23 protein-coding genes and 1 pseudogene are annotated in these 25,909 nt (G+C 67.9%); 13 read left to right on the forward strand and 11 right to left on the reverse strand.

Annotated features, from left to right (window positions below):
• Positions 1–236: 236 nt before the first annotated feature.
• Together arfB and JVH1_RS10210 are read right to left on the reverse strand one after the other, a co-directional pair.
• Complete coding sequence (gene arfB / locus JVH1_RS10205) at positions 237–698, reverse strand: alternative ribosome rescue aminoacyl-tRNA hydrolase ArfB (RefSeq protein WP_016883776.1); 462 nt, start codon at positions 696–698, stop codon at positions 237–239.
• Positions 695–1,685: pseudogene (locus JVH1_RS10210) on the reverse strand (alpha/beta hydrolase). The gene arfB and the pseudogene JVH1_RS10210 overlap by 4 nt, the downstream one beginning before the upstream one ends.
• Positions 1,686–1,857: 172 nt before the next feature.
• Here JVH1_RS10210 and JVH1_RS10215 point away from each other — a divergent pair.
• Positions 1,858–2,946 (forward strand): DUF1524 domain-containing protein, encoded by a 1,089-nt coding sequence (locus JVH1_RS10215; RefSeq protein ID WP_009478247.1) that lies wholly within the window; start codon positions 1,858–1,860, stop codon positions 2,944–2,946.
• Positions 2,947–3,053: 107 nt separating this feature from the next.
• On the forward strand, positions 3,054–3,350 hold the full coding sequence (locus tag JVH1_RS10220) for a response regulator transcription factor (protein ID WP_005574983.1): 297 nt from the start codon (positions 3,054–3,056) through the stop codon (positions 3,348–3,350).
• Positions 3,351–3,355: 5 nt separating this feature from the next.
• On the opposite strand, the gene JVH1_RS10225 is transcribed toward JVH1_RS10220, so the two are convergent.
• A complete protein-coding gene (locus JVH1_RS10225) occupies positions 3,356–4,642 on the reverse strand; it encodes a lactate 2-monooxygenase (RefSeq protein ID WP_009478246.1) in 1,287 nt (428 codons plus the stop codon).
• A 103-nt stretch (positions 4,643–4,745) separates the two neighbouring features.
• Between JVH1_RS10225 and JVH1_RS10230 the strand changes: the two genes are divergently transcribed.
• Positions 4,746–5,519 (forward strand): VOC family protein, encoded by a 774-nt coding sequence (locus JVH1_RS10230; protein WP_009478245.1) that lies wholly within the window; start codon positions 4,746–4,748, stop codon positions 5,517–5,519.
• A gap of 33 nt (positions 5,520–5,552) precedes the next feature.
• Here the strand turns inward: JVH1_RS10230 and JVH1_RS10235 are convergent, their stop codons facing one another.
• Together JVH1_RS10235 and JVH1_RS10240 are read right to left on the reverse strand one after the other, a co-directional pair.
• Positions 5,553–6,482 carry an alpha/beta fold hydrolase gene (locus JVH1_RS10235; RefSeq protein WP_011597417.1) on the reverse strand — a complete coding sequence of 310 codons (930 nt, stop codon included), beginning with the start codon at positions 6,480–6,482 and terminating at the stop codon, positions 5,553–5,555.
• 49 nt (positions 6,483–6,531) lie between these two features.
• The gene (locus tag JVH1_RS10240; protein ID WP_009478243.1) at positions 6,532–7,149 is read right to left on the reverse strand and encodes a TetR/AcrR family transcriptional regulator; all 618 of its coding nucleotides are present in this window, start codon (positions 7,147–7,149) and stop codon (positions 6,532–6,534) included.
• 86 nt (positions 7,150–7,235) lie between these two features.
• Between JVH1_RS10240 and JVH1_RS10245 the strand changes: the two genes are divergently transcribed.
• The 3 genes from JVH1_RS10245 (at position 7,236) to JVH1_RS10255 (ending at position 10,714) form a co-directional block, all read left to right on the forward strand.
• The gene (locus tag JVH1_RS10245) at positions 7,236–8,609 is read left to right on the forward strand and encodes a cytochrome P450 (RefSeq protein WP_009478242.1); all 1,374 of its coding nucleotides are present in this window, start codon (positions 7,236–7,238) and stop codon (positions 8,607–8,609) included.
• Positions 8,610–8,717: 108 nt separating this feature from the next.
• A complete protein-coding gene (locus JVH1_RS10250) occupies positions 8,718–9,878 on the forward strand; it encodes an alkaline phosphatase family protein (protein ID WP_009478241.1) in 1,161 nt (386 codons plus the stop codon).
• Between the two features lie 74 nt (positions 9,879–9,952).
• The gene (locus JVH1_RS10255) at positions 9,953–10,714 is read left to right on the forward strand and encodes an HNH endonuclease family protein (RefSeq protein ID WP_009478240.1); all 762 of its coding nucleotides are present in this window, start codon (positions 9,953–9,955) and stop codon (positions 10,712–10,714) included.
• Here the strand turns inward: JVH1_RS10255 and JVH1_RS10260 are convergent, their stop codons facing one another.
• Both JVH1_RS10260 and JVH1_RS10265 read right to left on the reverse strand, forming a co-directional pair.
• The gene (locus tag JVH1_RS10260; protein ID WP_009478239.1) at positions 10,715–11,338 is read right to left on the reverse strand and encodes a DUF3060 domain-containing protein; all 624 of its coding nucleotides are present in this window, start codon (positions 11,336–11,338) and stop codon (positions 10,715–10,717) included.
• 34 nt (positions 11,339–11,372) lie between these two features.
• The gene (locus JVH1_RS10265; RefSeq protein ID WP_009478238.1) at positions 11,373–12,392 is read right to left on the reverse strand and encodes a beta-ketoacyl-ACP synthase III; all 1,020 of its coding nucleotides are present in this window, start codon (positions 12,390–12,392) and stop codon (positions 11,373–11,375) included.
• Positions 12,393–12,677: 285 nt separating this feature from the next.
• On the opposite strand from JVH1_RS10265, the gene JVH1_RS10270 reads away from it, so the two are divergent.
• The 5 genes from JVH1_RS10270 to JVH1_RS10290 all read left to right on the forward strand — a co-directional run bounded on the left by JVH1_RS10270 (position 12,678) and on the right by JVH1_RS10290 (position 17,534).
• Positions 12,678–13,793, forward strand: a complete 1,116-nt coding sequence (locus tag JVH1_RS10270) for a DUF4185 domain-containing protein (RefSeq protein WP_009478237.1) — start codon at positions 12,678–12,680, stop codon at positions 13,791–13,793.
• A gap of 21 nt (positions 13,794–13,814) precedes the next feature.
• On the forward strand, positions 13,815–14,438 hold the full coding sequence (locus JVH1_RS10275) for a bifunctional 2-polyprenyl-6-hydroxyphenol methylase/3-demethylubiquinol 3-O-methyltransferase UbiG (RefSeq protein ID WP_043781173.1): 624 nt from the start codon (positions 13,815–13,817) through the stop codon (positions 14,436–14,438).
• A gap of 82 nt (positions 14,439–14,520) precedes the next feature.
• Entirely contained in the window at positions 14,521–16,356 is a 1,836-nt protein-coding gene (locus JVH1_RS10280) for an acyl-CoA dehydrogenase (RefSeq protein WP_009478235.1), read from the forward strand.
• Between the two features lie 229 nt (positions 16,357–16,585).
• Entirely contained in the window at positions 16,586–17,008 is a 423-nt protein-coding gene (locus JVH1_RS10285; RefSeq protein ID WP_337460976.1) for a hypothetical protein, read from the forward strand.
• A complete protein-coding gene (locus tag JVH1_RS10290; RefSeq protein WP_337460974.1) occupies positions 16,911–17,534 on the forward strand; it encodes a hypothetical protein in 624 nt (207 codons plus the stop codon). Before JVH1_RS10285 ends, JVH1_RS10290 begins: the two co-directional genes overlap by 98 nt.
• A 72-nt stretch (positions 17,535–17,606) precedes the next feature.
• On the opposite strand, the gene JVH1_RS10295 is transcribed toward JVH1_RS10290, so the two are convergent.
• Together JVH1_RS10295 and JVH1_RS10300 are read right to left on the reverse strand one after the other, a co-directional pair.
• On the reverse strand, positions 17,607–19,898 hold the full coding sequence (locus tag JVH1_RS10295; protein WP_009478232.1) for a VanW family protein: 2,292 nt from the start codon (positions 19,896–19,898) through the stop codon (positions 17,607–17,609).
• 330 nt (positions 19,899–20,228) lie between these two features.
• Positions 20,229–21,563: an acetyl-CoA C-acetyltransferase gene (locus JVH1_RS10300; RefSeq protein ID WP_009478229.1), complete on the reverse strand. Its 1,335-nt coding sequence runs from the start codon at positions 21,561–21,563 to the stop codon at positions 20,229–20,231.
• A 130-nt stretch (positions 21,564–21,693) separates the two neighbouring features.
• Here JVH1_RS10300 and JVH1_RS10305 point away from each other — a divergent pair, with 130 nt between their 5' ends.
• The gene (locus JVH1_RS10305; RefSeq protein ID WP_009478228.1) at positions 21,694–23,040 is read left to right on the forward strand and encodes a 3-oxoacyl-ACP reductase; all 1,347 of its coding nucleotides are present in this window, start codon (positions 21,694–21,696) and stop codon (positions 23,038–23,040) included.
• Positions 23,040–23,903: a MaoC/PaaZ C-terminal domain-containing protein gene (locus tag JVH1_RS10310; RefSeq protein WP_009478227.1), complete on the forward strand. Its 864-nt coding sequence runs from the start codon at positions 23,040–23,042 to the stop codon at positions 23,901–23,903. Before JVH1_RS10305 ends, JVH1_RS10310 begins: the two co-directional genes overlap by 1 nt.
• A gap of 48 nt (positions 23,904–23,951) precedes the next feature.
• Here JVH1_RS10310 and JVH1_RS10315 read toward each other — a convergent pair whose 3' ends face one another.
• Positions 23,952–24,551 carry a TetR/AcrR family transcriptional regulator gene (locus JVH1_RS10315; RefSeq protein WP_009478226.1) on the reverse strand — a complete coding sequence of 200 codons (600 nt, stop codon included), beginning with the start codon at positions 24,549–24,551 and terminating at the stop codon, positions 23,952–23,954.
• Positions 24,552–24,653: 102 nt separating this feature from the next.
• On the reverse strand, positions 24,654–25,829 hold the full coding sequence (locus tag JVH1_RS10320) for a glycoside hydrolase family 3 N-terminal domain-containing protein (protein ID WP_009478225.1): 1,176 nt from the start codon (positions 25,827–25,829) through the stop codon (positions 24,654–24,656).
• Positions 25,830–25,909: the final 80 nt, after the last annotated feature.

A 25,909-nucleotide genomic window follows, 5' to 3' on the forward strand; every position in this document is an offset into this window, starting at 1 on the left:
AGGACGACACCCGGCAACACGCACCAACGCACCCACCGCCGGGTCCCGACCGCCGGAACCCCCACCACAATCGTCTCCGAGAGCAAACGGTGAGCCTGGACCGGCAGTGCCGCCGCGTGGAACCACACCAACGGGGTCCGATACTGCACACCGGTCGCCCAACCCCGCAACATCACTGCACTAAACAACACGAAACGACATCAAACATTCAGAACACGCAGACTGTACGCAACCCCCTACATGTCCGGCTTCCTCCGCAGGTTCTTGGTCTGGCCGCGTTGCTTCTTGGCGTCGAGTCTTCGTCGGTGCGAACCCTTGGTCGCCTTGGTCGGACGCCGGGTGCGGGTTTCGGCGAGGACCGCCGCGCGCAACAACGCCGCCATCCGGGCCCGCGCCGCGCGCCGATTGCGCAGCTGCGAACGGGTTTCGGACGCCGTCACGGTGACCACCCCGTCAATGAGCCTGTGTCCCAGCTGAACCTGCATGCGTTCGAGCTGGGACCGCGACAGCGTCGACAACGTCCACAGGTTCACCCGCAACTCCACCCGCGAGTCCGTGGTGTTGACGCCCTGACCGCCGGGACCGCCGGCGCGGGAGAACCGCCACTGCAACTCGGCGGCCGGAACGACGAGCGACCGCGTGATCTCGAGGTCGTCGGTGACCTCGCCGCCGGGAAACACCGGAGGAACTTCGCTCACACTCCCAGCGCCCGAGCCAGCACCGGCCAGGAATCGTGCAGGTCGTCCTGCCAATATCCCCACGAGTGTGTGCCCGAGTCACGGAAACTCGCGGTTGCAGGTATTCCCAGTTCCCCCAGGCGATCCGTAAATCGATGGGTGCAGTAGTTGGTCACCGCTTCGATGGGACCACCCGCGTAGATCTGACGCGCGAGCGTCGCGACGTTCCCGTCGATCCCGGGGCCGTCCAGGGTCTCGTGGCGCCCCGGCAGACCGTTGCCGCTGGAGAGGAACAACTCCGTTCCGCGCAGTTCGGCGGCGTGAACGCAGGGATCGTTCGCCGCCCACGCCGGATCGTCCGCCTTCCCGTACATGTTGGCCGGGTTGCCGTAGCCGTAGTTGTCCATGGTGATCTTGATGAGGAGCTGACCGAGCGGATCACTGGTCAGAGCGCAACCGCTGTAGGCGGCCACACCGCGGAACAGGCCGGGAGCGGCGATCGCCAACTGCAGAGCGGCAGTACCCACCCGTGACATGCCGGCGAGCGCGTTGACTCCGTTGGTGCCGAGGGCTGCGTCGACGACCGGCGGAAGTTCCTGAGTCATAAAGGTCTTCCACTTGTTCACTCCCATCACCGGGTCGGGGCTCTTCCAGTCCGTCCAATACGCGTTCTCGCCGCCGGAAGGGCTCACGACGTTCACGTTCTGGTCGGCCAGGAACTCTTCGACATCGGTCTTCTCCCGACGGACCTGACCGTCGAGGAAGTACAGCGTCGGCCTCGGCACGCTCGTGTCGGCGGGGCGCTGCACGTACACCGGAACGACCCGTTGCATCGACGCCGAGAAGACGTGCAACGTCAGGTGTCTCGAATCGATCACGGTGACGTGATCGAGCGTCGACCCGTTCGGCGCCACCGCGGAACCGAGCGCCTGACCGGTGTCGACGATCGGATCGGCGGCCGCCGCGACGGTGCCACCGAGGCAGAGAGACCACTGTCACGGCCGTCACGGCCGCTGTTCGCAATTTCCCCCGAAAGATCTGTCGTGTCACGACCGACTACCGCCCTCCACACGCACGAATTCCGGTCCCGGGCATGCTAACAGTTCCCGCGATACCGAGTAACGGAAGAGCCGTTCCGCGCGATGAACATTCGACCCCCCACGTTCATTGAAGGACCGGCATGACGCTTCCCCCGCCCTCATCACCTGCCACTCGCCAGAAGTGGCCCTGGATCACCGGCGGGATCGTCGTAGTCGTGGCCGCGGTCTCGTTCCTCAGCCCCGGACAGGACGACCAATCGGCCCAGGCCACAGCGGTCTCCGCGTCCGTGGCACCCACGGTCGCCGATTCGACGACCGTGCGTGTCGCGTCGAGTTCGTTGACACCGGTGCCGTCTGCGCTCGCCCTCTCGCCGGTCGAACCCGCCGCGGCCGGCGGCGCGGACGCGACCGCCGCGTTGCAGCTACTCGCCGGCCTCGAGGTCAAGGGACGCGCACCGAAGACCGGTTACGACCGGGATCTCTTCGGCCAGGCGTGGACCGACGACGTCACGGTCGAGGGCGGTCACAACGGGTGCGACACGCGGAACGACATCCTCCGGCGCGACCTCGAACAGATCGTGTTCAAGCCGGGCACCCGCGACTGCGCGGTACAGACCGGAACGCTGCTCGACCCGTACACGGGCAACACCATCTCCTTCGTTCGCGGTGCGGACACGTCGAATGCCGTGCAGATCGATCACGTCGTCGCACTGTCCGACGCCTGGCAGAAGGGGGCGCAGCAGCTCGACACCGCGACCAGGGCGAACTTCGCGAACGATCCGCGGAACCTGAAAGCCGTCGACGGCCCCACCAACCAGCAGAAGTCGGACGGAGACGCCGCAACCTGGCTGCCCCCGAACAAGAGCTACCGGTGCACCTACGTGGCCGATCAGGTGGAGGTGAAGGCCGCGTACGGGCTGTGGGTGACTCAGGCCGAGCACGATGCGATTGCTCGGGTTCTCCAGGACTGCGGGGCGGCGGCGCCCGCAGTCGCGCCCGCTCCGACTACCAGCACGGTCCCGGAAGCAGCACCTGCGCCCGTTCCGGCACCCGCGCCCGCTCCGGCACCCGCACCCGTCCCGTTCGTCGACACGGCACCGCCGAGCGACGTCTACTACAAGAACTGTTCGGCGGCCAAGGCGGCCGGTGCCGCGCCGGTCCACATCGGCGCGCCGGGCTACGGCACCCACCTCGATCGCGACGGCGACGGCGTCGGCTGTGAGAGCTGATCCGGACCTGGCGCGATACGCGCCGCCGTCACCAGTTAACCTGAACTGCCTGCAGGGACGTCGGGTACCTGTATCGCTTTCGTACATGTCAGAAAGATGAGATCGGCATGACCACTGCACCCGACGCACTCGGGCACCCCCCACATACGGACGAGCCGGCAGTCGCCCGCACGTATCCGAAGCCGGCGTTGTCGGCGCGCGAAATCGAGGTTCTCCGCCACTGGTTGCGCGGCGACTCCAAGCTCGCCGTCGCCGCCGACCTCCACATCGCCCTCGGAACGGTCAACACACACCTGACCCGCATCCGCGAGAAGTACGCGCTGGTCGGACGTGATGCGTCCACCAAGACGGCGCTGCTGGTGCGGGCCCTTCAGGACGGGATCATCACGATCGCCGAACTCTGACATGTCTACGCCCTGCGCAGGGCGTCCCGGTCGATCTCGGCCACCGACGTCAGGCCACTGAGCCCCATCGTGAGGTCGAACTCGGCGATCACGTTGGCGGTGGCGTCCCGCGCACCCGCCTGACCTGCGAGGGCCAGGCCGTACAGGTGGGGCCTGCCGAGCGTCACCGCGTCCGCACCGAGGGCGAGGGCCTTGAAGACGTCTGCTCCCGTGCGGATTCCGCTGTCGAGGAGCAGCGTCAGCCTGCCGGCGACGACGGGCGCGATGTCCACGAGCGCGTCCAGCGATGACACGCTGCCGTCCACCTGCCGCCCACCGTGATTCGACACCACGATGCCGTCCACCCCGGCGTCGAGCGCGCGCCTGGCGTCGTCCGGGTGCAGCACGCCCTTGAGGAGGATCGGCAGCGACGTCCTGCTGCGGAGGGTCTCGATATCGGCCCAGCTCAGCGACGGCCGGGAGTAGATGTCGAGGAACGTCTCCACGGCGGCCCGCGGTTCCGGCGACCGCAGGTTGTCGAGGAAGCGACCCGGGAAGCGCCGGGTCATCGACACCAGTGACCGGATCGCGCCGAGTGTCACCTCGACGTCCGCCTTGCCTGCGGCGGCCTTGATCCGCTCGTGCACGATCCGGCGGAACACCGGATCGGACGTGTACTGCGCGATCCCCTGCCCCTGCGCGAAGGGCAGCGAGCCGAGATTGAGGTCTTCCGGGCGCCAGCCGAGCATGGTCGTGTCGAGGGTGACGACGACGGCGTCCGCACGAATGTTCTCGGCGCGCTGGAGCAGGCTGTCGACGAGATCGTCGTCGGTGCTCCAGTACAGCTGGAACCACCGGGGTGCGTCGCCCATCGCCGCCGCACTCTCCTCCATCGGTGCGCAGCCCTGGTTGGAGAAGATGTACGGCACACCCAGTTCGGCGGCCGCGGCGGCGATCGCCACATCCGCCTCGGGGCTGGCCAGTTCGGCCGCGCCCACCGGGGCGAGCAGCACCGGGGCCGGAATCCTGCGCCCGAACAACTCGACCCCGATGTCGCGCTTCGAGACGTCGCGCAACACCCGGGGAACGATCTGCCACTTGTCGAACGCATCGCGGTTGGCCTGCATCGTGCGACCCAGCCCCGCGCCGCCGTGGACGTACGCCCACCCCTTCGCGCTCATCTTCCTTTTCGCGCGCCGCTCCAGCGTGTCGAAGTCGGTGGGAACGGAGGGTGTGCGACCGAGGACGCCGTCGCGATAGATCAGATTCTGGCGGGCCCGGCCCGGGCTGTCCTGGTTCTCGCTCGCAGACATGCGCCGAGTCTTCCACAGGCCGGCGCGAACCGACGGCAGGTCGTCGGGACGCGTAGGTTTGTGACCGGCACCACACCGACCCCAGACATCCTAGGAGACCGAGATGCCCGACCGCCCGTCCCTCACCGGCGCTCCCTGCTGGATCGATCTCACCAGTTCCGACCCACGACAGGTCATTCCGTTCTACACCGGGCTGTTCGGGTGGAGGTCCGACACCAACGAGGATCCGCAGTACGGCGGCTACTCCATCTTCAGCATGAACGGCAAACCCATTGCGGGCCTTGGCCCCCAACAGCAGGGCAACCCGTACGGCAACGTGTGGACCACGTATATCGCGTCCGAGGACGCGGAGGCCACCGCGGCGAAGGCCGCCGAGGCGGGCGGCCAGGTGATGATGCCCGCAATGGTCGTGGGCGACCAGGGCACGATGGCGATCCTCGGCGATCCGGCCGGCGCCGTGATCGGCGTGTGGCAGGCCGATCAGCACGGCGGCTTCGGTCTCGTGGACGAGCCCGGCGCGCCCGTCTGGCACGAAACGCTGTCGCGGAACTACGCGGCGGCGCTCCCGTTCTACGCGGACGTCTTCGGCTGGACCTTCCGGACCCTCGGCGACACAGACGAATTCCGGTACTCGCAGGCGAACCTCGGCGACCGCACCGTGGCCGGAGTCATGGACGCCGACTCGTTCCTGCCCGAAGGCGTCCCCTCGTTCTGGCAGTTCTACATCGGCGTCGAGGACACGGATGCCGCGGTCGCGAAGGTGACCGAACTGGGCGGCACCGTCCGGCGCGCCCCAGAGGACACCCCGTTCGGGCGGCTCGCGTCCGTCGCCGACCCGCTCGGCGCCACCTTCCAGATCACGACGCTGCAGTCCTGACCCGGTGACGGTGGCGCGCAGAACGCGCCACCGTCACACCGGGCCGAACGGCGCCTGCGCCTCCTTGGCGTCCCAGATGTCGAGGAGTGAGCGGAGAATCTCCTCCGACATGCCCAGGCCCCCGAGATGGCTTTCCCCGTGCATCGTGTGGAACTCGGCGTCGGGAAGAAGCGACACCATGTGCTGCCCGTGCCGGAGCGGAATGATGTGGTCGCAGTCGCCGTGCCACCACCGCACCGGGGTCTTCACCGCATTCACCCGGAATCCCCAGTCCCGCGCAAACAGCACGAGGTCGGCGAACGGTGCACTGAGCTGCTTACGGCCGCCGTTGAGCAGATCGTCGAGGAACATCGCCTTGAACTCCGGCCGCGCGAGCAGACGGCGGTCACCCTCCGGCGACAGCCGCCCGTACAGGTCGATGATCGGCGACGCGAACGGCCTCGCCAGCCTGATCACGGAACTCGCCGCCAACCCGACGGGGACACCGCCCGCGGACAGCACCGGAGCCGCCAGGACGGCGAGATCCATCAGCCCACTGCGGATCGCGTCGGGACCCTTCGTCGGCGCGACACCCCCCAGGATGCCGGTCGCGACCACGCGGTCGGGCATCGCGTACGCCGCGGCCAGCGTGTAGGGGCCGCCACCGGACAGGCCGACCACGGCCATCTGGTCGACGCCCAGTGTGTCGGCGACCGTGCGCAGGTCTTCGGCGAAGTCGATCACGGCGCCGTAGCGGTGCGGCGTCGACGACCCGACCCCCGGCCGGTCGATCCCGATCAGCCGGACGTGCTCGCGTTCGGCGAACGCCCGGGCCTCCATCGGTACCTGACGCCGCGCACCGGGTGTGCCGTGCAGCCAGAACACCGCCCTGCCCTGTGCCGAACCGAACTCCGCGAAGCCGAGCCGACGCCCCTCGCCTACCGCGACCGTGCCCTCCAACTGCGGGCGTGCGATATCCACCATGCCCACAGCTTCGCACGTGACACCCGTCACGTTTCCGCCCGGGACCCGCTCAGCGGTGTGCGGTGGACGTGAACTGGTAGGTCGCGGCATCGACGATCTGCTCGGGAGACACCTCGATCTCGCCGTTCAGCCACGCCGTCATGAGCTCCGCGAGCCCACCCACGAACAGCAGCGCGGTGATCTCGTCCTGCGGCGACGACCACGCCCTGTCGCCGTAGAGTTCCTTCGATTCCTCCGCGACCAGCAGGGCGAACGCCCGTAACAACTCACGCCGTCGCGTCCGTAGCGGTTCGGCAGCCGCCGATTCGATGATCGACACCCGACCTTTTCGCGGGTCCGCCGTCAGGATGTCGACGAACGTCGCGATCGCCGCCCGCGCCCGCACCTCGGGGTCGCCGGTCACGGTCTGGAGGGTGACCCGCGCCGCCTCCGCGATCTCCGCGGCAATGCCCTCGATCACCTGCACCAGCAGGTCGTCCCGGTCGCGGAAGCTCTCGTAGAAATAGCGTTCCGTCAGCTTCGCCTCGGCGCAGATCGCGGTCATGGTCGCCTTCTCGCCGCCGACGGTGCCGAACACCTGCAGTCCCGCCTCGAGCAGTCGCGCGCGGCGCTCCGCGGCGCGTTGCTCCGAACTTCGACCGCGGTACTGGCGCGCCGGTGAACTCATGACTCGATGTTGACAGACCCGCCGGTGTGACGCACACTACAGGCATCTGACAGCGTGTCCTGTCACATATGCCACCAGGAGGGCCGATGCCCAAAGTTCTCGCTGCTCCCCCACCGCAAAGCACCCTGCAACCCATTTCGGGCAATGCCGGATTCCCCGTCATCGGACACTCACTGGACTACTTCCGCGACCCGATGGGACTGCTACAGAGTCGCTGGGATCGCTACGGCCCCGTGTCGTGGCTGAGCATGGCAGGCAAACGGTGGGTCACCGTGCTCGGACCGGACGGCTGCCAGACGGTGCTGCAGAACAAGGACCGGGCCTTCGTCAACAGCGACGGGTGGAGCGTGCTGATCGGGCCGTTCTTCCACCGCGGGCTGATGCTCCTCGACGGCGACGAACACCTCGCCCACCGGCGAATCATGCAGCAGGCCTTCACCCGCGACCGGCTGTCGCGCTATACCGAGGCACTCCATCCGGCTGTCGAGAAGGGCCTCGACGCCTGGCAGCCCACCGCGGGCTTCGCCGCGTACCCGGCGCTGAAGGAGCTGACACTCGATCTCGCCACGAGCATCTTCATGGGCGGCGCCGAGGGGTCGACGCCCCGGGAGATGGCCGAGATCAACAGGGCCTTCATCGACTGTGTGCAGGCCGCCACGTCGGTGATCCGGTATCCCCTGCCCGGAACGCGATGGAAGCGTGGCATCGACGGGCGCGCACGACTCGAGGAGTTCTTCCGCCGCTACCTGCCCGCGCGTCGCGCGGGCGCCGGCGAAGACCTTTTCTCCGCGCTGTGCCACATCGAATCCGAAGAGGGGCAACGGTTCAGCGACGACGACGTCGTCAACCACATGATCTTCCTGCTGATGGCGGCGCACGACACGTCCACCATCACGCTGTCGACGATGATGCAGTACCTCGGTCAGCACCCCGACTGGCAGGAGCGGTGCAGACGGCAGTCGGCGGCACTGGGCACGTCCACCCCGACCTACGATCAACTCGACGAACTGACCGACCTCGACCTCGTGATGAAGGAATGCCTGCGCCTCGTGCCGCCGGTCCCGGTGGTCGCCCGCCGCGCGGTCGAGGACACGGAGGTGCTCGGCCACTACATCCCCCGGGGCACGTACATGTCGGTGGTCGTGCACTTCACCCATCACATGCCCGAGTACTGGCCCGATCCGGAGAGGTTCGACCCCGAACGGTTCGCACCCGAACGCCGCGAGGACAAGGTTCACCGGTTCGCGTGGGAGCCGTTCGGCGGCGGCGTGCACAAATGCCTGGGGATGCACTTCGCGGGCGCCGAGATCAAGACGGTCATGCACCACCTGCTGCGGCGATTCCACTGGCATGTGAGCCCCGGCTACGTCGCCCCGCTCAATTACACGTCTCTGCCGTTTCCGTCCGACGGCCAGCCCGTGGACCTGTACCACCGCGTCGGCGGAGCCGACACCCCATAGTGCAGCCGGAGCCGACACCCCATAGTGCAGCCGGAGCCGACACCCCATAGTGCAGCCGGAGCCGACAACCCGTAGTGCAGGCCGAGCCGATACACCATAGTGGAAGTCATGACCGTTACGGCGCCCCCGCTCGACGTGTATTCGCAGCCCACGCTGTCTGCGCTGATGCCGTCCGTTCTCGCCGCACTGGGCGTTGCCGGCGAACCCAATCGGCTGCACCTGCCGGACAGCAGGCACACCGTGGTGTTCCTGATCGACGGCCTCGGCTGGACGCTGCTGCGTCGTCACCGCGAACACGCCCCGTTTCTCGACAGCCTGACGGGACGGCCGATCCGGGCTGGCTTCCCCACCACGACCGCCACCAGCATCGCGTCGTTCGGCACGGGGTTGCCGGCCGGCAGTCACGGCATCACCGGTTACCAGTCATACGTTCGTGAGGTTCGCGGCACGCTCAACTGGTTGTCGTGGCGCGCGGGCCACAAGGGCGACGAACTGACCCGGCTGGTGCCGGAGGTCGTCCAGCCCGCACCGACCGTGTTCGAACGCGCCGCGGCAGCAGGTATCAGGTGCACGACGGTGGTTCCCGCGAAATTTGACGGGTCCGGGCTCACCCGCGCCGTCCTCCGCGGCGGCACGTTCGCAGGAATACACGCGTACGGTGACCTGATCGCGCACGTCGTCACCGCGGCCCGGGCAGGCGACCGCACCCTCACCTACTGCTACCTCAGCGAAATCGACACGCTCGGGCACATTTACGGACCGGGATCCGAATCCTGGCTGCACCAGGTCACCCTCGTCGACCGGCTCGTCGAGAAGCTCGCCGCGGGACTCGCGGCGGCACAACCCGACACCCACCTGTACGTCACCGCCGACCACGGCATGGTCACCGTCGACGACGCCGACAAGATCGACTTCGACGCCACTCCCGCCCTGTCGGACGACGTGGTGGCACTCGCCGGCGAACCGCGGTGCAGGCACGTCCACACCCGCGCCGGAGCCGGGCGCGACGTCGCCGACCGGTGGAGGAGCGAACTGGGACACCGCATGTGGATCGGCACGAGGGACCAGGCCGTCACCGCGGGACTGTTCGGACCGGCTGTGCGGTCCGAGGTGCAGGGCCGCATCGGGGACGTCGTCGCCATCGCCCAGGGCGGCGTCGCGGTGGTCCGGCGCAAGGCGGAGTCGAGGCTGTCCGCCCTCCCCGGGCAGCACGGCGCACTCAGCGACGACGAGTTGCTGATTCCTCTGCTGCAGGGCGCCACCACGTAAACCCGCGTCGATCACCGGTCCGCGCGGCCACTCCTGATAGAAATGACGAACAGCGTTGATTTCAGGAGAGATTCATGCCCCGCTCTGCGGTACCGAACACCGGCTCCATCATCACGACCATCCGCACGAAGTGGCCCTGGATCCTCGCCGGGCTGTTCGTCGTCGTGCTCGTCACGATGCTCACCCCCGACCCCGACGACACCCTTGCCGCCGGAACCGGACCAGTTGCACCCTCGGAAGTCACTGACACACAACAGATACAGACGGCGTTCACTCAGCTGTCCACCCTCGAGGTGAAGGGCCGGGCACCCAAAACGGGGTACGACCGGGAACTGTTCGGCGCCAGCTGGACCGACAACGTGTCGGTCGAACTCGGACGCAACGGCTGCGACACCCGCAACGACATCCTGCGACGCGACCTCGTCGACATCACCTCACGGGACCGCACCCGCAACTGCGTGGTGCAGTCGGGCACGTTGCGGGATCTCTACACGGGCACCATCATTGCGTTCACCAGGGGCACGAAGACGTCGGACGCCGTGCAGATCGATCACGTGGTGGCGCTGTCGGACGCGTGGCAGAAGGGCGCTCAGCTCCTCGACGCGCAGACGCGGGCGGACCTCGCGAACGATCCCCGCAATCTGCAGGCGGTGGACGGACCCACCAATCAGCGCAAGAGCGATGCCGACGCGTCGACATGGCTGCCCCCGCTGGCGGCGTACCGCTGCACCTACGTGGCGCGTCAGGTGGAAGTGAAAGTGGCGTACCGGCTCTGGGTGACCCCGCCCGAGCGCGATGCGATGGCCGCGGTGCTCACCGGTTGTGGAGCCCGGTGATCACGCGCCGGGCGAGGTGAGCCGGTTCTCGGAGCCCGTGTCGACCGACGGGGCCGGCGCACCGGAATCCCAGTCGACGGAGTTGTTGGACCCGGTGAGTTCGAGGGAGTCGAGAGACACGGCGCGCACGAAGTTGTCGTTGCCACTCACCGTCATCGAACCGGAGTCGTCCACCGTCACGGAGTTCCCGCTGCCGCTGACCGAGATCCGCCCCGCCTGCTTGCCGAGCACGGTGACGGCGTTGCCCTGCACGTCGATCGACTCGAGGACGTCGATGGTGGCACTGTTGCTGCGCCCCGAGATCGTGAGCGTTCCGGTCTGCCCGCCGACGACGTTGGTGTCCTGACCGTTCACGACGACCGCGTTCGACGTCGCGACGTTCGCGGAGACGCCGTTGGCCTCGATGGTGACGGTGCCGCACTCGCCGTCGAGGACGACCACGGCACCGTCCCTGTCGACGATCACGTCGCGGCCCGCGCAGTCACCGCCCGAGTTCAGTTCCACCGCAGAGCCGGACACCGTCGAGGTGCTGCCGCCGCCGGTGCTCCCGCCGCCGCAGCCCGCGAGGGCCACGGCGCCGGATATCAGCACCGCGACGGCGACCGACTGCCGGGTGACGCTCATCGACCCCTGCTTTCCTGTCCCCTACGGGGCCGGGTCAGTCCTTCGCGAGTACCGGCATCGTCACGACCTGGGCCGCGTAGGACAGCCCGGCGCCGAAGGCGAGCAGCAGGGCGGTGTCGCCGGGCTTGGTGGCGCCCGATTGCAGCATCTCCTCCATGGCGAGGGGCACCGACGCGGCCGACGTGTTGCCGCTCTCGGCGATGTCGTCGGACACGGGCACGTTCTCGGGGAGCTTCATGCTGCGGGCGATCACCTCGGTGATCCGCGAGTTGGCCTGGTGCGGGACGAACGCGTCGAGATCGTCGACCGACATGCCGGCCTTCTCGATCGCCCGCAGGGCCACCTTGCCCATCTCGAAGGCGGCCCAGCGGAACACCGCGGTACCGGCCATCTTGATATACGGGCGCGTGGCACCCGGCGTCGTGATGTATTCGTACCAATCCAGGTCCTGCACGATGGCGTCGGCCTGGGCGCCGTCCGAACCCCACTCCACCGGACCGATGCCCGCGACGTCGCTCTTGCCCACGACCACGGCGCCGGCGCCGTCACCGAAGATGAACCGCGTCGCGCGGTCGGTGGGATCGGTGGTGATGCTCATCTTCTCGACACCCACGACGAGGGCGTAGTCGACGGATCCTCCGCGAACCAGATCCGACGCCACGGTCAGCGCGGTGCAGAAGCCCGCGCAGCCACCGCCGAGATCGAATGCTCCGGGCCCGTTGGTGCCCAGGGCGTCGGCCACCACCGCCGCGGCGGGCGGGGTCAGCAGGAGGTACGTCGACGTGGCGACGATGACGCAGCCGATCTGCTCGGGATCGATCCCGCTCGCTTCGATCGCCTTACGCCCGGCTTCGATGGACATCGTGACGACGTTCTCGTCCTCCGCCGCGAACCGCCGGTTGCGGATTCCCGAGCGCGACTGGATCCACTCGTCGTTCGAGTCGATCAGTTCACAGATCTCGTCGTTGGTGACGACCCGTTCGGGCCGGTACACGCCGAGCCCGAGAAGGGCGGACTGCCGACCTCCAGCCACGGTGGCAATCTGCTTTCCCATCGATCGATCTCCTCATCAGGTCCCGCGTGGTTACGCGCAGTGTGGACTTGTCGCCAGCACACGTTACGTCGGCGACCGCCCAGCGGGTAGCACCGGTTCCTGTTACTCGTCGGTAACATCGGTTCGGTGGAGGCGCCGATGAAACGAACACGGCGGTCAAACCGACACTTTCGTAAGGACAGACTTGTTAGACTTCTGGCGATTTCCAGCAGTTGATCACCGGTAGGGGGAGTGGTCTCTTCGGGCCACGCAGTGCCGCCTGCTGCTAGAGATGGAGTGTCCTTCGTGAAGCGAACCAGAGCTCTTGCAGCAGCGTCGCTCATCGGCGCGGCCGTGACGTTGATCGCATTCGCCGGCCCGGCCGCCGCGAATCCCAACGCCATCAATCCGATCCCCGGACTCAACGGCACCAACGGGATTCCGCACCTCACCGGACGCACCCAGGCAGTCGCACAGCAGACTGGCATGCTCAGCCCGAACCGCACCCAGGACGCCAACGTCCTCGGCACCGACCTCGGCATCATGTGGGACAACGGCCAGGGCCAGGTCCTCACGGCCTTCGGCGACTCCGCCGGCCTCGGACTGCCCAACCTGCTGTCGGGCAGCCTGTGGGCCTGGCGCAGCAGCACACTGTTCCGCAGCTCGGACGGCATCCTCGCCGACGGGATGAACTTCGACAGCTCTCCCCGTGACATCTTCGGCCAGTCCAAGGAGCTCGTCCCGAGCCCGAAGATTCCGTTCGTCGAGATCAGCCGCATCCCCACCGCCGGCGTCGCCGTCGGCAACACCCAGGTTCTGAGCATGATGTCCGTGAAGAACTGGGGACCGGCGGGAACGTGGGACACCAACTACTCCGGTCTCGTCTACTCACAGGACAACGGCGAGAACTGGACCGTCGCCCCCGAGACGCAGCGTCCGAACGTCGGCGGCAACGCCAACTTCCAGATGAGTGCCTTCGTCAAGGCCGACGGCTTCGTCTACCAGTACGGAACACCCGCCGGCCGCGGCGGGCTCGTCCACATCGCACGGGTTCCGGAACCCCAGATCATGGACCTCGGCGCGTACGAATACTTCGACGGCGCCAAGTGGATCAAGGGCAACCCCGACGTCGCCAAGCCGATCATGCCGGGCGGAGTCGGCGAACTGTCCGTCGCGTACAACGAGTACCTCGGCCAATACCTCATGCTGACCACAGACCAGTACAACTCCGTGGTCATGCGCCGCTCACCGTCGGTCACCGGACCGTGGGGCCCACCGGAGGTGCTTGTCGACACCCGGGAGCTGCCCAGCGCGTACGGCGCCTACATCCACCCGTGGTCGTCGGGACGAGACCTCTACTTCCTCACGACGGTGCACAACAACTACAACGTGCTCCTCATGCGGACCACACTCACGCCGTAGCCCGCGTACTAGCGTCGGGGCATGGATGCAGCTGCCTGGGACGAACGGTATTCACAGAGCGACTTGGTGTGGGGCGCGCCACCCAACGCCGTCGTGGTCGAGCGGGTCACCTCGCTCCCCCGCGGCCGCGCACTCGACCTCGCATGCGGCGAGGGCCGCAACGCGCACTGGCTCGCCACCCGCGGCTGGGAGGTGACGGGGCTCGACTACTCGGCCGTGGCCGTCGACAAGGCCCGCCGGGTGGCCGCCGAGGCGCCCCGCTCGGTCCGCGAACGGCTCGACTACCGCGTCGCCGACGTCACCGATTCGGACCTCGGCGGCGAGTACGACCTCGTACTCATGATCTACCTCCATCTCGCCGCCGAGGAGCGTCTGCAGGTTGTGAACCGCGCCATATCTGCGCTGAAACCTGATGGAATCCTCATGATTTTGGGGCATGACACCGTTAACTTGTCGCAGGGAGTCGGGGGTCCCCAGGACCCCGAAATCCTTTACACGCCACATGATTTGGTGGACTCGTTCGACGGGCGGCTCTCCGTCGACGTCGCCGAACGGCGCTTCCGCGAGACGGACGCCGGAACGGCGATCGACGCGCTCGTCGTCGCGCACCGCCCGAGTCTTGGCAGTCAGGTAAATCGGGCGTAATATCGCTGATGTTACCGACGAGTAATAACTTGGGCGGTACTAACGGATAGACCGCACCATCTCACTGGGAGAGACAGAAGACATGGGCCATTACAAGAGCAACGTCCGCGACCTGGAGTTCAACCTCTTCGAGGTACTCGGTCTCGAGCAGCCGCTGAGTGAAGGCGTGTGGGGCGATCTCGACGCCGACACCGTCCGCAACATGCTCAGCGAAGTTGCCCGCCTCGCCGAGGGACCGCTGGGCGAGTCCTTCGCCGACGCCGACCGCAACCCTCCGGTCTTCGACCCCGAGAACCACACCGTCACCCTGCCGGAATCGTTCAAGAAGTCGTTCCGCGCACTGTGGGACGCCGAGTGGTACCGCATGGGACTCTCCGAGGAGATCGGCGGCGTACCCGTCCCCCGGTCCGTCGTGTGGGCCATCAGTGAGCTGATCCTCGGCGCCCAGCCGGCCGCGCACATGTACCAGGCCGGACCCGCGTTCGCGGACGTGCTGTTCCACAACGGCACCGAAGAGCAGAAGAAGTGGGCCGCCACCTGCGTCGAGCGCGGCTGGGGTGCCACCATGGTCCTCACCGAACCCGACGCCGGTTCCGACGTCGGCGCAAGCCGCACCAAGGCCATCAAGCAGGACGACGGCTCCTGGCACATCGAGGGCGTCAAGCGGTTCATCACGTCCGCCGACTCCGACGACCTGTTCGAGAACATCTTCCACCTGGTCCTGGCCCGCCCCGAGGGCGCAGGCCCCGGCACCAAGGGACTGTCGCTGTTCTTCGTCCCGAAAACGCACTTCAACTTCGAGACCAACGAATTGGGCGAGCGCAACGGCGTCTTCGTCACCAACGTCGAGCACAAGATGGGCCTGAAGGTCTCCGCCACGTGTGAGGTCACCTTCGGCGGCCACGGCATTCCCGCCCAGGGCTGGCTCGTCGGCGAGGTCCACAACGGCATCGCGCAGATGTTCGACGTCATCGAGCACGCCCGGATGATGGTCGGCACCAAGGCCATCGCCACCCTCTCCACCGGCTACCTCAACGCCCTCGACTACGCGAAGGAACGCGTCCAGGGCGCAGACCTCACGCAGATGACGGACAAGGCCGCGCCGCGCGTCACCATCACGCACCACCCCGACGTCCGTCGCGCCCTCGCCATGCAGAAGGCGTACGCGGAGGGCCTGCGCGCCGTGTACCTGTACACCGCGGCGCACCAGGACGAGGCCACCGCCAAGCTGGTGTCCGGTGCCGACAAGGACCTCGCGTTCCGCGTCAACGACCTGCTGCTCCCCATCGTCAAGGGCGTCGGCTCCGAGCGGGCGTACCAGTACCTGACGGACAGCCTGCAGACCTTCGGTGGCTCCGGCTTCCTGCAGGACTACCCGATCGAGCAGTACATCCGCGACGCCAAGATCGACTCGCTGTACGAGGGCACCACCGCCATCCAGGCGCAGGACTTCTTCTTCCGCAAGATCGCCCGCGACCGCGGTGTGGCACTCGCCCACGTCGCAGGCGAGGTCAAGAAGTTCATCGACAGCGAGGCAGGCAACGGTCGCCTCAAGGCCGAGCGGGCCCTGCTCGCCACCGCCCTCGAGGACGTCCAGACCATGGCCGCCACCCTCACCAGGTACCTCATGGGTGCGCAGGAGCAGCCGTCCGAGCTGTACAAGGTCGGCCTCGGTTCCGTCCGCTTCCTGATGTCCGTCGGCGACCTGCTCATCGGCTGGCAGCTCCTCCGCCAGTCCGAGATCGCGATCAGGGCCCTCGACGAGGGTGCCTCCGACAAGGACAAGGCGTTCTACGAGGGCAAGGTCGCCATCGCGTCCTTCTTCGCGAAGAACGTGCTGCCGGAACTGACCGCCACCCGCAGCATCGTCGCCAACATCGACAACGACATCATGGAGCTCGACGAAGCAGCGTTCTGATCGGCTTCACACGGCCCGGCGGCCGGGGTACCTCCCCGGCCGCCGGGCTATTTCGTGTCCCGACCACGTGGACTCCGGCACTCTTTCTCCGTGGACGCACTCCTTTTCGGCCCCCACAGGTAGTGCGGGAGCCGAGAAGGAGTGCGGGAGTTGTCCACAAGCCTCGGTCCATCCACAGCCGGGTCCTTCGGACCGGATTCTTCAGGCGGCTCCGGCCAGAATCGTTCCCATGGAACATGACCCGGGCGCGATGCTGCGACGCCAGGAGGCGTTGAACCGCGGCTACAGCGACGACGAGATCCGACGCCTGTACACGCGCGGCGAATGGCAGCGCATCGGCCGCGGCGCATATCTCTCCGCGTCGATGTACTCGGCGCTCGGCGAGGAGGAACGTCATCGCTTCCTCATCGACTCGACAATTCACGCCGTGTCGGACGACGCGGTGCTCAGCCACCAATCCGCGACCGTCGTGTACGGGCTGCCGTTGTGGAAGAGGCCCCTCGACCGCGTGCACGTCACCAGAAACGGTGCACTGCGCGCCCATCGGAGAGCACGTGGCAGTGGTGGACGGGCACTCGCTGACCCTCCCGGCGCGGACCGTGATCGACCTCGCGAGAACTCTGCCGTTCGAGCAGGCCGTCGTGGTGGGTGACGCGGCCGTCCGGAGGTTCGGCATCAGCCGAGAAGACCTGGACACCGAACTCGCCCACGCTGCGCGTCGTCACGGCGTCGATGCGGCGCGAAGGGTCGTCCGCTTCGTGAGCGGGCACAGCGACAGCGTCGGTGAATCTCGAAGCCGGGTCATGTTGTCGAGTGCCGGGCTGCCCGCCCCGTCCCAACAAGGCGAGGTGTTCGAACCCGGCGGGCGCCGAATCGGGCGCGTCGATTTCCACTTCGGCGGCATCGTGCTCGGAGAGTTCGACGGACGCGTCAAGTACGGACGGCTGCTGAAACCCGGGCAATCCCCCGGCGACGCTGTCTTCGCCGAGAAGCAACGTGAGGACGCGCTGCGCGACCTCGGATTCCAGGTGGTGCGGTGGACCTGGGACGACCTCGGGTCGCCGGGGCTGGTGGCAGAGCGTGTCCGTCGCGCGGTCGCGCGTGCCGGGTCGCCACGAGGCTGGGTGACGCAGGCGCCGCTCCCGTCCGCCGAGCGGCTTACGGTGCGGTCGCTATAGCCGCACCGTTTCTCGGTTCACGCCCTACTTCTCGGGCTCGAAAAGGGGTGCGCGAACCGAGAAGTAGTGCGGCTACTCGCCGTCGTTCGGATTCGGCTTCGGGGTGGTGGGTTTCGGGCTTTCCGCCGGGGCGGAGGGGGCCGGCGAGGCGGCAGGGGTGCGCTCGTCGGGTTTGGGTGCAGGGCCGGGTGCCTCGCACTTGACGATCGGGACGGGGTCGTAGCGGACGGTCCTGGTGTCCCGGGAGATTTCCTGGCCGGTGGCGTGATCGGAGATCACCCGGGTGTCGCTGGCGGTGAATCCCGGTGCGCCGCTGGAGGCGATGCAGTGATCGCCGGCGGGCAGGGTGACCGTGTCGGGCTCCGTCGGCTTGGTCCGGTTGCCGGTGATCGACTCGACGTCGACCGTCTTGGTTCCCCAGAACCTGATGGTCAGATCCGAGGCGCCGCCGATGGCCTGGATCATCACACCCGTCTTGCCGGTGTTGCGGAACTGCAGGTCGATGGCGCCTTCGAAGACGGTGGCCTCGCGCGCCTCGGGGTAGCGCGAGATGTAGTACGAGTGCTCGGTGTGCGCGACGTCCTCCATGCCGGCGAAGTACGCGGCGTTGTAGAGCGTCGTCGCCACCTGGCTCACACCGCCACCGACCGCGGTGTCCGGGCGACCGTTGTTGATGATGCCCGACTCCACATACCCCTGGGCCGTGCCGCGCGGGCCGGTGTACCCGTTGAGGGAGAACGTGTCGCCCGGCTTGACGAGCGCCCCGTTGATCTCGCTGGCGGCGAGCCGGATGTTGGTACCCGACGCCGCAGAGAAGCCGCCGGTCGTGAACTCGCCGATCACTTCCTTCACGCCGAGCGCCTGCGCGGCCTCCGTGGTGAGGGCGGGCGGGACAGGTCCGTACACCGCGGCGGTGGCGTGAGAACCGTTGCCGCGCAACAACTCGGGCAGCGTTTCCAACGTCTTTGGCCACTGCACCAGGTCGCCGACGACCGCGGGGACGACGGTGGGCGATCCGCCGTCGAGCGTGATCGTCGCGTCCTTCGGTGCGATCTCCGTCGAGACGAGCTGCGGCGCCAGAATGCCGATCGCCGCCTCGATGTTGTAGGTGGGCTTCAGCCCGCCGTTGCCGTCCGGTTCGAAGCCGACGATGGCACCGATCTGCTGACGCGCCGCGGTCGCGACCTTGCCGTCACGACCGGTCACCACCAGATCGGCGGAGGCAGCGGGCACCGCCACCTCGGCGAGCGCCCGCTGGACGCCTTCCTTCGTCACTGTCACGGGCACGACGTCGACGGGCAGTTCCACCGTCCGGCCGAACGCCCATTCCTCGGTCAACGCCGCCTCGGCGCCCTCCCCGTTCAGGTTCTGCCCGGTCGACGGGTCCACCGGCACCGGGGTCGGGCCCTCGAACACGACGGTCCCCTCACGGGACGCGCGATCGGTCTCGGTGCGGAGACCGTCGACGGCGGAGGCCAGTGCGGCCTCGTTGCGGGTCGACACCACACCGATCTCGTCGGTGGTGAAGAACGACGTGAGCCTGGTGAACGGGTTGAGCGGCTGCGAATCGGCCCGGTCGAGGGTGGCCTCCCAGTCGACACCGAGCCCGGCGGCCGACGGAACGAGTTGCGTCGACACGTCGCCGGCCGTCAGCGTCAGCGGCTGATCGGCGCGCGGGCCGACCTGCGCCTGCAGAATGGCCTCGGCCTCCTCGCGGGACGAACCGCCCACGTCGACGCCTGCCACGGTCACCCCGCGCGGGACTTTTCCGGAGGACACCGCGAGGTCCGCGGCGTAGGCGATGCCGATCAGAGCGATCACACCACCGGTGACCGCGGCGATCTTCACCCAGGGAGCACGCGCAGGTTTGGTCGGTTCCGCGGACGGCTCGGCGGGCGCCGACGGTTCCGGCGCCGGCTGCGGCGTGATCTGCGCCGCGGCGGCCGGAGCCACCACGGTCGGCTCGTCCGCCGGTGTGGTGTACGCCTGCGTCGGCCCAGGAACGGGACCCGGCGAAATGGCGGGGATCACCTGCGTGACGTCCTCGTTCGCCGGGGGCTCCACCCACAACGGCGCGTCGGGAGCCTGCTCCTCGGAGCGTTCCCCGAGGTCACCGAGGTTCAGCTGCGTCGTCGGGGCGTCGTCGGCGTTCGGCTGTTCCGCCGGAGCGTCGGGAGCCGGAGCCTCGTCGGAAGCCGGAGCGTTTTCGGGAGCCGCAGCCTCGTCGGGAGCCGGGACCTCGTCCGGTTCCGGGGCGGGCGGGTCGGCCACGTTCTCGGGTTCGACGCTCTCGGGCGTCGCGGAAGGGTCCGGCGTCGACCGTTCGGGTGCCTTGCTCCCCTTGTCGCCGTCTTCGTCGTTCACCGTGGCCCTCTCACCGAGTTGTCCTTCGTGCGGGCCTCAGCTTGCCGTCGGTGCTCGTTGCATTTCAAGCGCGATCCGATCCGAGCGAGGCCCGGTCGAGACCCCCACGTCAGCGTACCGGCCGCCGGAAATGCAAGAGCCCCGCGCTGCTGCCAGGTCGGGGGTCAGGCAGCAACACGGGGCTGACAGGGATATCGCCAGCTAATCTCCAGCGTTACACCTGTCGGAAAAGATTTCGGGGATCCGGCCACCCCTCGTTGCCGGATCCCCGCTCGCACTGCGTGCACGCTGGCCTTTCCGGTCTCCCAGCTACCGGAAAGGCCAGTCGGATCACGCCTCTATGATTGCCGTCACACCCTGGCCGCCGGCGGCGCAAATCGAGATCAGGCCGCGGCCCGAGCCCTTCTCCGCCAGCATCTTGGCGAGCGACGCGACGATGCGTCCGCCGGTCGCGGCGAACGGGTGGCCCGCCGCCAGCGAGGACCCGTTGACGTTCAGCTTGCTGCGGTCGATGGACCCCAGTGCGCCGTCGAGGCCCAGGCGTTCCTTGCAGTACTCGTCCGATTCGAACGCCTGCAGCGTCGCCAGCACGACGGACGCGAACGCCTCGTGGATCTCGTAGAAGTCGAAATCCTGCAGGGTGAGGCCGTTGCGGGCCAGCAGGCGCGGGATGGCGTACGTCGGCGCCATCAGGAGCCCGTCCTTGCCGTGGATGTAGTCGACGGCCGCGGTCTCGGAGTCGACGAGATGCGCGAGCACCGGAAGCTTGCGCTCGGCGGCCCATTCGTCGGTGGACAGCAGGACCGCGGACGCGCCGTCGGTGAGTGGGGTGGAGTTGCCCGCCGTCATCGTGGCGTCGCCCGCCTTCACCCCGAAGACCGGCTTCAGCTTGGCCAGCTTCTCGGCGCTGGAGTCGGGCCGCAGGTTGTCGTCGCGGGTGAGCCCGAGGAACGGCGTCACCAGGTCGTCGAAGAATCCGCGGTCGTAGGCGGCGGCCATGTTCTGGTGGCTGGCGGCGGCCAGTGCGTCTTGATCCTCGCGGCGGACGCCGAATTCCTTGGCGGTGATGGCGGCGTGCTCGCCCATGGACAGCCCGGTGCGGGGCTCGCCGTTGCGGGGGATCTCGATGCCGAGCATGGACGGGCGGACGTTGCCGAGCAGTTTGATGCGGTCGCCGGTGCTCTTCGCGCGGTTCAGGGACAGCAGGAACTCGCGGAGTTCGTCGTTGACGCCGATCGGCGCGTCCGACGTGGTGTCGACACCGCCACCGACACCGGCCTCGATGCGGCCGGCCGCGATCGCGTCCCCGACGGCGACGATCGACTGCAGTCCGGTGCCGCAGGCCTGCTGCAGGTCGAAGGCCGGGGTGTACGGGCTGAGGGCGCTGCCCAGGACGCATTCGCGCATCAGGTTGAAGTCGCGGCTGTGCTTGAGCACGGCGCCGCCCGCGACGAGGCCCAGCTTTTCTCCCTGGAGGTTGAAGCGGCTCACGAGGCCGTCGAGGGTCGCGGTGAACATGTCCTGGTTGGACGCCTGCGCGTACTTCCGGTCGGAGCGGGCGAACGGAATGCGGTTTCCGCCGACGATCGCGACGGGACGCTCCTGCTTTCCGCCTGGCTTCGGCGCCGCTGCGGAGTTCGAATTGGTGCGAGCTTTGCTGGTCACTGACGTCTCCAAGGATCTGGTGCGATTACCTGTTGGCTACTATTCTTACTCAGGAGTAAGTTACTTGTCGACACCGCACTTCACTCGGTGCTCGGTGACTGACCGCCAAACGACGACAGAAGGTAGGACCGTGGCAGCCAGCAAGGGAGCTCCCGACCTCTATTCCCAGTTCCTCTCATCCGCACCCGGCGCGTTCATCGCCGCGAAAGCGGGACTGCCGCGACCCGAGAACCTGCGGCGATACAAGCACGGCGAACCGCCGCTCGCCGGCCCGGTCCTGATCGGCGGCAAGGGCCGTCTCGTCGAGCCGTTGCGCGAACTGCTGTCCGACTACCCCGCCGCGGGATCGGGTGACGACACGTACGGCGCTCTGGTGTTCGACGCCACAGGCATCGGTTCGGTCACCGAGCTCGAGCAGCTGTTCGAGTTCTTCCAGCCGGTCATCCGCAACCTCGCGCCGTCCGCGCGCGTCGTCGTCATCGGCACCACCCCCGAGGAGACGTCCGGCGTCGACGAGCACATCGCCCAGCGCGCGCTCGAGGGTTTCACCCGCAGCGTCGGCAAGGAGGTCAAGCGCGGCGCCACGGCTCAGCTCGTCTACGTCTCGCCGAAGGCCTCCGCAGGAGTGTCGGGTCTCGAATCCACGCTGCGGTTCCTGCTGTCGGCCAAGTCCGCGTTCGTCAGCGGCCAGGTCATCCGGGTCGGCGCCGAGGATTCCGTCGCACCCGCCGACTGGGACAAGCCGCTCGACGGGAAGGTCGCCATCGTCACCGGTGCGGCCCGCGGCATCGGCGCGACCATCGCCGAGGTCCTCTCCCGCGACGGCGCGCACGTCATCTGCGCCGACATTCCGGCCGCCGGTGAGGCGCTGTCGGAGACCGCCAACAAGGTCGGCGGCACCTCCCTCGCCCTGGACGTGACCGCGGACGACGCTGCCGACAAGCTCGCCGAGTTCGTCCTCGAACGGCACGGCGGCGCGGACATCATCGTCCACAACGCCGGCATCACCCGCGACAAGACCCTCGCCAACATGGACGAGGGCCGCTGGAACATGGTGATCGGCGTCAACCTTCTTGCGCCACAGCGCATCACCGACGTCCTCGTCGCCAAGGGTGCACTGAAGGAAGGCGGTCGCGTCATCGACGTCTCCTCCATCGCCGGCATCGCGGGCAACCGGGGTCAGACCAACTACGGCACCTCCAAGGCCGGTGTCATCGGACTCGTGCAGGCCTCCGCGCCGGTGCTCGCGGCGAAGAAGATCACGATCAACGCCGTCGCACCGGGCTTCATCGAGACGGCGATGACCGCGGCGATCCCCTTCGCCACCCGCGAGGCCGGACGTCGCATGAGCTCCCTGCTGCAGGGCGGCGAGACCGTCGACGTCGCCGAGACCGTCGCCTACTTCGCGAGCCCCGCGTCCAACGCCGTCACCGGACAGATCGTCCGCGTCTGCGGCCAGAGCCTGCTGGGGGCGTGATGTCCGGCAAGGTCGTGCAACTCACGGAGAAGCCGGGCACGCTCGACATCTACACCCGTGCCGTGCGCAGCGCGCTGCCGGTCATCGGCGCGAGCGGGCACAGTGCCCCGGACACGACGCTGGTCTTGAACGGGGTGCGCGTCGACCCCGACAACCTGGCGGCGTACGACCGGGTGACCGGACTGCGATTCGGCGACCACCTGCCGCTGACGTACCCGTTCACACTGGTGTTCCCGGTCGTGATGAAGCTGATGGTGTCCGACGGTTTCCCCTTCCCCGCCATCGGTTCGGTGCACGCGGAGAACGTCATCGAACAGTTCCGTCCCATTTCGGTGATCGAGCCCCTGGATGTGTCGGTGCACGCGGAGAATCTGCGTGAGCACCGCAAGGGGCTTCTGATCGACGTGATCAGCGAGATCCGGGTCGGACGCGAACTGGTATGGAAGCAGACGTCGACGTTCCTGCGTCAGCAGAAGACGTCGCTGTCCGGTCAGCCCGGCCCCGAACCGAAGGCCGAGGAGGAGCCGCCGCGCCCGCTGCGAACGCTGCGGGTCGATCAGAAGACGATCGGCAAGTACGCCGCGGTGTCCGGTGACCGGAACCCGATTCACGTGTCGACGTTGGGCGCCAAGGCTTTCGGATTCCCGAAGACCATCGCGCACGGCATGTGGAGTGCGGCCGCCGTCCTCGGCTCGGTGGAGGGCCGGATCCCGGACGCCGTCACGTACAGCGTGCGCTTCGGCAAACCGATCCTGCTGCCGTCCACGCTGAACGTGTACGCCGATCAGACCGGCGACGGCTGGGATCTGTCGATCAAGCACCCGAAGAAGGGGTACCCACACCTCACCGCGACACTGCGCTGACGCGGACGAACGGGACGCTCGTTCGATCTGATCGAACGAGCGTCCCGTTCACTCCGGCTTCTTCTTGCCCGCGAGGCCACGCCACGCCAGGGATTCCAGTAGATCGGCGGCTGCGCCGACCTCGATCTCGCCGCCGGCGACGCGGTCGGCCACCGCCTCACCCGCACCGACGAGGGCGATGGCGATCAGTTCGAAATCCTGTCCAGGCTCGGGATCCTTGGTGCTGGACTCGAGCAGGTGCGCGGTCAGCTCGATCAGCCGGTCGCGGCTCGACTGCACCGACCCCACGAACGCCTGCTGCCCCATCGCCTGGCGATACAAAACCATCCACGACTTGCGGTGCTTGCCCACGAACCCGAGAAACCCCTCGAGGGCCCGGCGCAGCTGTTCGCGCGGGCTCAGCCCCGGATCGCCCGCCGGAGCGAGCGCCTCGACGAAGCGCAGGCCCTCGCGTTGGATGCACGCCGCGAACAGTTCGTCCTTGGAACCGTAGTAGAGATACAGCATCGGCTTCGAGATTTCCGCCTTGGCCGCGATCGCGTCCATGGACGTTTCGTGAAAACCTCTGTCGGAGAAGACGTCGACAGCAGCGTCGAGCATCTGCTGCTCGCGCACTGCGCGCGGCAGTCGCTTGGTGCCGCCGGCCATTCGCCCTCCATCATCGTCGAACCCGCTATCTTACTCTACGGTAATAAAGCGGGCCCGACCGGCGGACGAGAAGAATACCAGCACCCGGTCGCGGACCCCGCACTAGCAGGCGAGGACGCCCTTGGCGCGCGCGACGGTCAGGACCGCCTCGTCGACACGCTGCTGCGGCAGCTTGCCCGAGGCCACAACGCTTTCGAGGTGATCGAGCACCCGCGGGACGTCGTCGGTGGTGAGCCACAGGGCGACATCGACACCGGATTCCAGCGCGGTCTCGACGGCGACGGTGATGTCGTACCGGTCGGTGATCGCCTGCATGCCGCTGAGGTCGTCGGTGAAGATCGGTCCGGTGAACGGCGGCGCCCCGTATCCGGTGCCGCCGCGCAGCAGCGCCACCGCGTCGGGACTGATGCTGGCGGGAATCCCGGGCGCGGTCAGACCCGGCACCTCGAGGTGACCGAGCATGACGCCGACCCCCGTGGACACCAGGTTCCGGAACGGGACGAGGTCCTTCGTCTGCAACTGCTCGAGCGGCGGGGTGGTGACGGCCCCGGTGTGCGAGTCGCCGGACGCCGATCCATGGCCGGGGAAGTGCTTGATGACGGGCAGGATTCCCGCGTCCCGCATTCCGCGCGCGTACGCGTCCGCGTAGCGGGTGACGACGGCGGGATCGTCGGAGTAGGAGCGGTCGCCGATCACGCTGTCGTCGGGCTGACTGCTCACGTCCACGTCGGGGGCGAAGTTCACGGTGACACCGAGGTCCTTCAGTCCACGACCGCGCTCGAGCGCCATCTGGTACGTCTGCTCCTCCGTCATCGTGGCTGCGGTCTGCCGGGCGGACGGATCGGCTCCGAGCAGGTTCTCGACGCGCGACACGCGCCCACCCTCCTCGTCGATCGTCACCATCAGCGGCAGCGACGACGCCGACGCCACCTGGGGAATCTCACGGTTCGCGAGCATGGCCTCGTCGGTCCAGCTTCCGACGAAGATGCCGCCGATCTGCTCGTCACGGACCACCTGAGCCGCATCCGCGGTGCCGGTCACTCCCACGTTCAGCAGCTGAGCGAGCTTGCGCCGCAACGGCAAAGACTGCAGGAACTCCGTCTCGCACGACGCCGGCGCGGCTGCGGGCGCTGCGGTGCCGGTATGCGAGGCCGGCTCGACGGAGGACGGCGACGGTGTCGTCGACGACGACTCCGCGACCGTCTCGCCACCACCCGACGAACATCCGGCGACGAGGCCGGTACAGGCAGCGAGCGCGAGTGCATACTTGATCCGCATGGGTTCGACGGTAGCCCAGTTCGCCGTCGGCGCCCCCGCGGCAGGTCCCGAATCGACGACCGCTGCCGCCCGTCTTGGTA

The organism is Rhodococcus sp. JVH1, assembly GCF_000280725.2.
In the GTDB taxonomy this organism is placed as follows: Bacteria; Actinomycetota; Actinomycetes; order Mycobacteriales; family Mycobacteriaceae; genus Rhodococcus_F; species Rhodococcus_F jostii_A.

Coding starts and splice junctions, on each gene's coding strand:
- JVH1_RS10245 (WP_009478242.1), top strand. CDS start 7,236: ATGCCCAAAGTTCTCGCTGCTCCCCCACCGCAAAGCACCCTGCAACCC.
- JVH1_RS10310 (WP_009478227.1), top strand. CDS start 23,040: ATGTCCGGCAAGGTCGTGCAACTCACGGAGAAGCCGGGCACGCTCGAC.
- JVH1_RS10275 (WP_043781173.1), top strand. CDS start 13,815: ATGGATGCAGCTGCCTGGGACGAACGGTATTCACAGAGCGACTTGGTG.
- JVH1_RS10285 (WP_337460976.1), top strand. CDS start 16,586: ATGGAACATGACCCGGGCGCGATGCTGCGACGCCAGGAGGCGTTGAAC.
- JVH1_RS10250 (WP_009478241.1), top strand. CDS start 8,718: ATGACCGTTACGGCGCCCCCGCTCGACGTGTATTCGCAGCCCACGCTG.
- JVH1_RS10255 (WP_009478240.1), top strand. CDS start 9,953: ATGCCCCGCTCTGCGGTACCGAACACCGGCTCCATCATCACGACCATC.
- JVH1_RS10280 (WP_009478235.1), top strand. CDS start 14,521: ATGGGCCATTACAAGAGCAACGTCCGCGACCTGGAGTTCAACCTCTTC.
- JVH1_RS10230 (WP_009478245.1), top strand. CDS start 4,746: ATGCCCGACCGCCCGTCCCTCACCGGCGCTCCCTGCTGGATCGATCTC.
- JVH1_RS10320 (WP_009478225.1), bottom strand. CDS start 25,829: ATGCGGATCAAGTATGCACTCGCGCTCGCTGCCTGTACCGGCCTCGTC.
- JVH1_RS10220 (WP_005574983.1), top strand. CDS start 3,054: ATGACCACTGCACCCGACGCACTCGGGCACCCCCCACATACGGACGAG.
- JVH1_RS10235 (WP_011597417.1), bottom strand. CDS start 6,482: ATGGTGGATATCGCACGCCCGCAGTTGGAGGGCACGGTCGCGGTAGGC.
- JVH1_RS10260 (WP_009478239.1), bottom strand. CDS start 11,338: ATGAGCGTCACCCGGCAGTCGGTCGCCGTCGCGGTGCTGATATCCGGC.
- JVH1_RS10315 (WP_009478226.1), bottom strand. CDS start 24,551: ATGGCCGGCGGCACCAAGCGACTGCCGCGCGCAGTGCGCGAGCAGCAG.
- JVH1_RS10225 (WP_009478246.1), bottom strand. CDS start 4,642: ATGTCTGCGAGCGAGAACCAGGACAGCCCGGGCCGGGCCCGCCAGAAT.
- JVH1_RS10265 (WP_009478238.1), bottom strand. CDS start 12,392: ATGGGAAAGCAGATTGCCACCGTGGCTGGAGGTCGGCAGTCCGCCCTT.
- JVH1_RS10240 (WP_009478243.1), bottom strand. CDS start 7,149: ATGAGTTCACCGGCGCGCCAGTACCGCGGTCGAAGTTCGGAGCAACGC.
- JVH1_RS10215 (WP_009478247.1), top strand. CDS start 1,858: ATGACGCTTCCCCCGCCCTCATCACCTGCCACTCGCCAGAAGTGGCCC.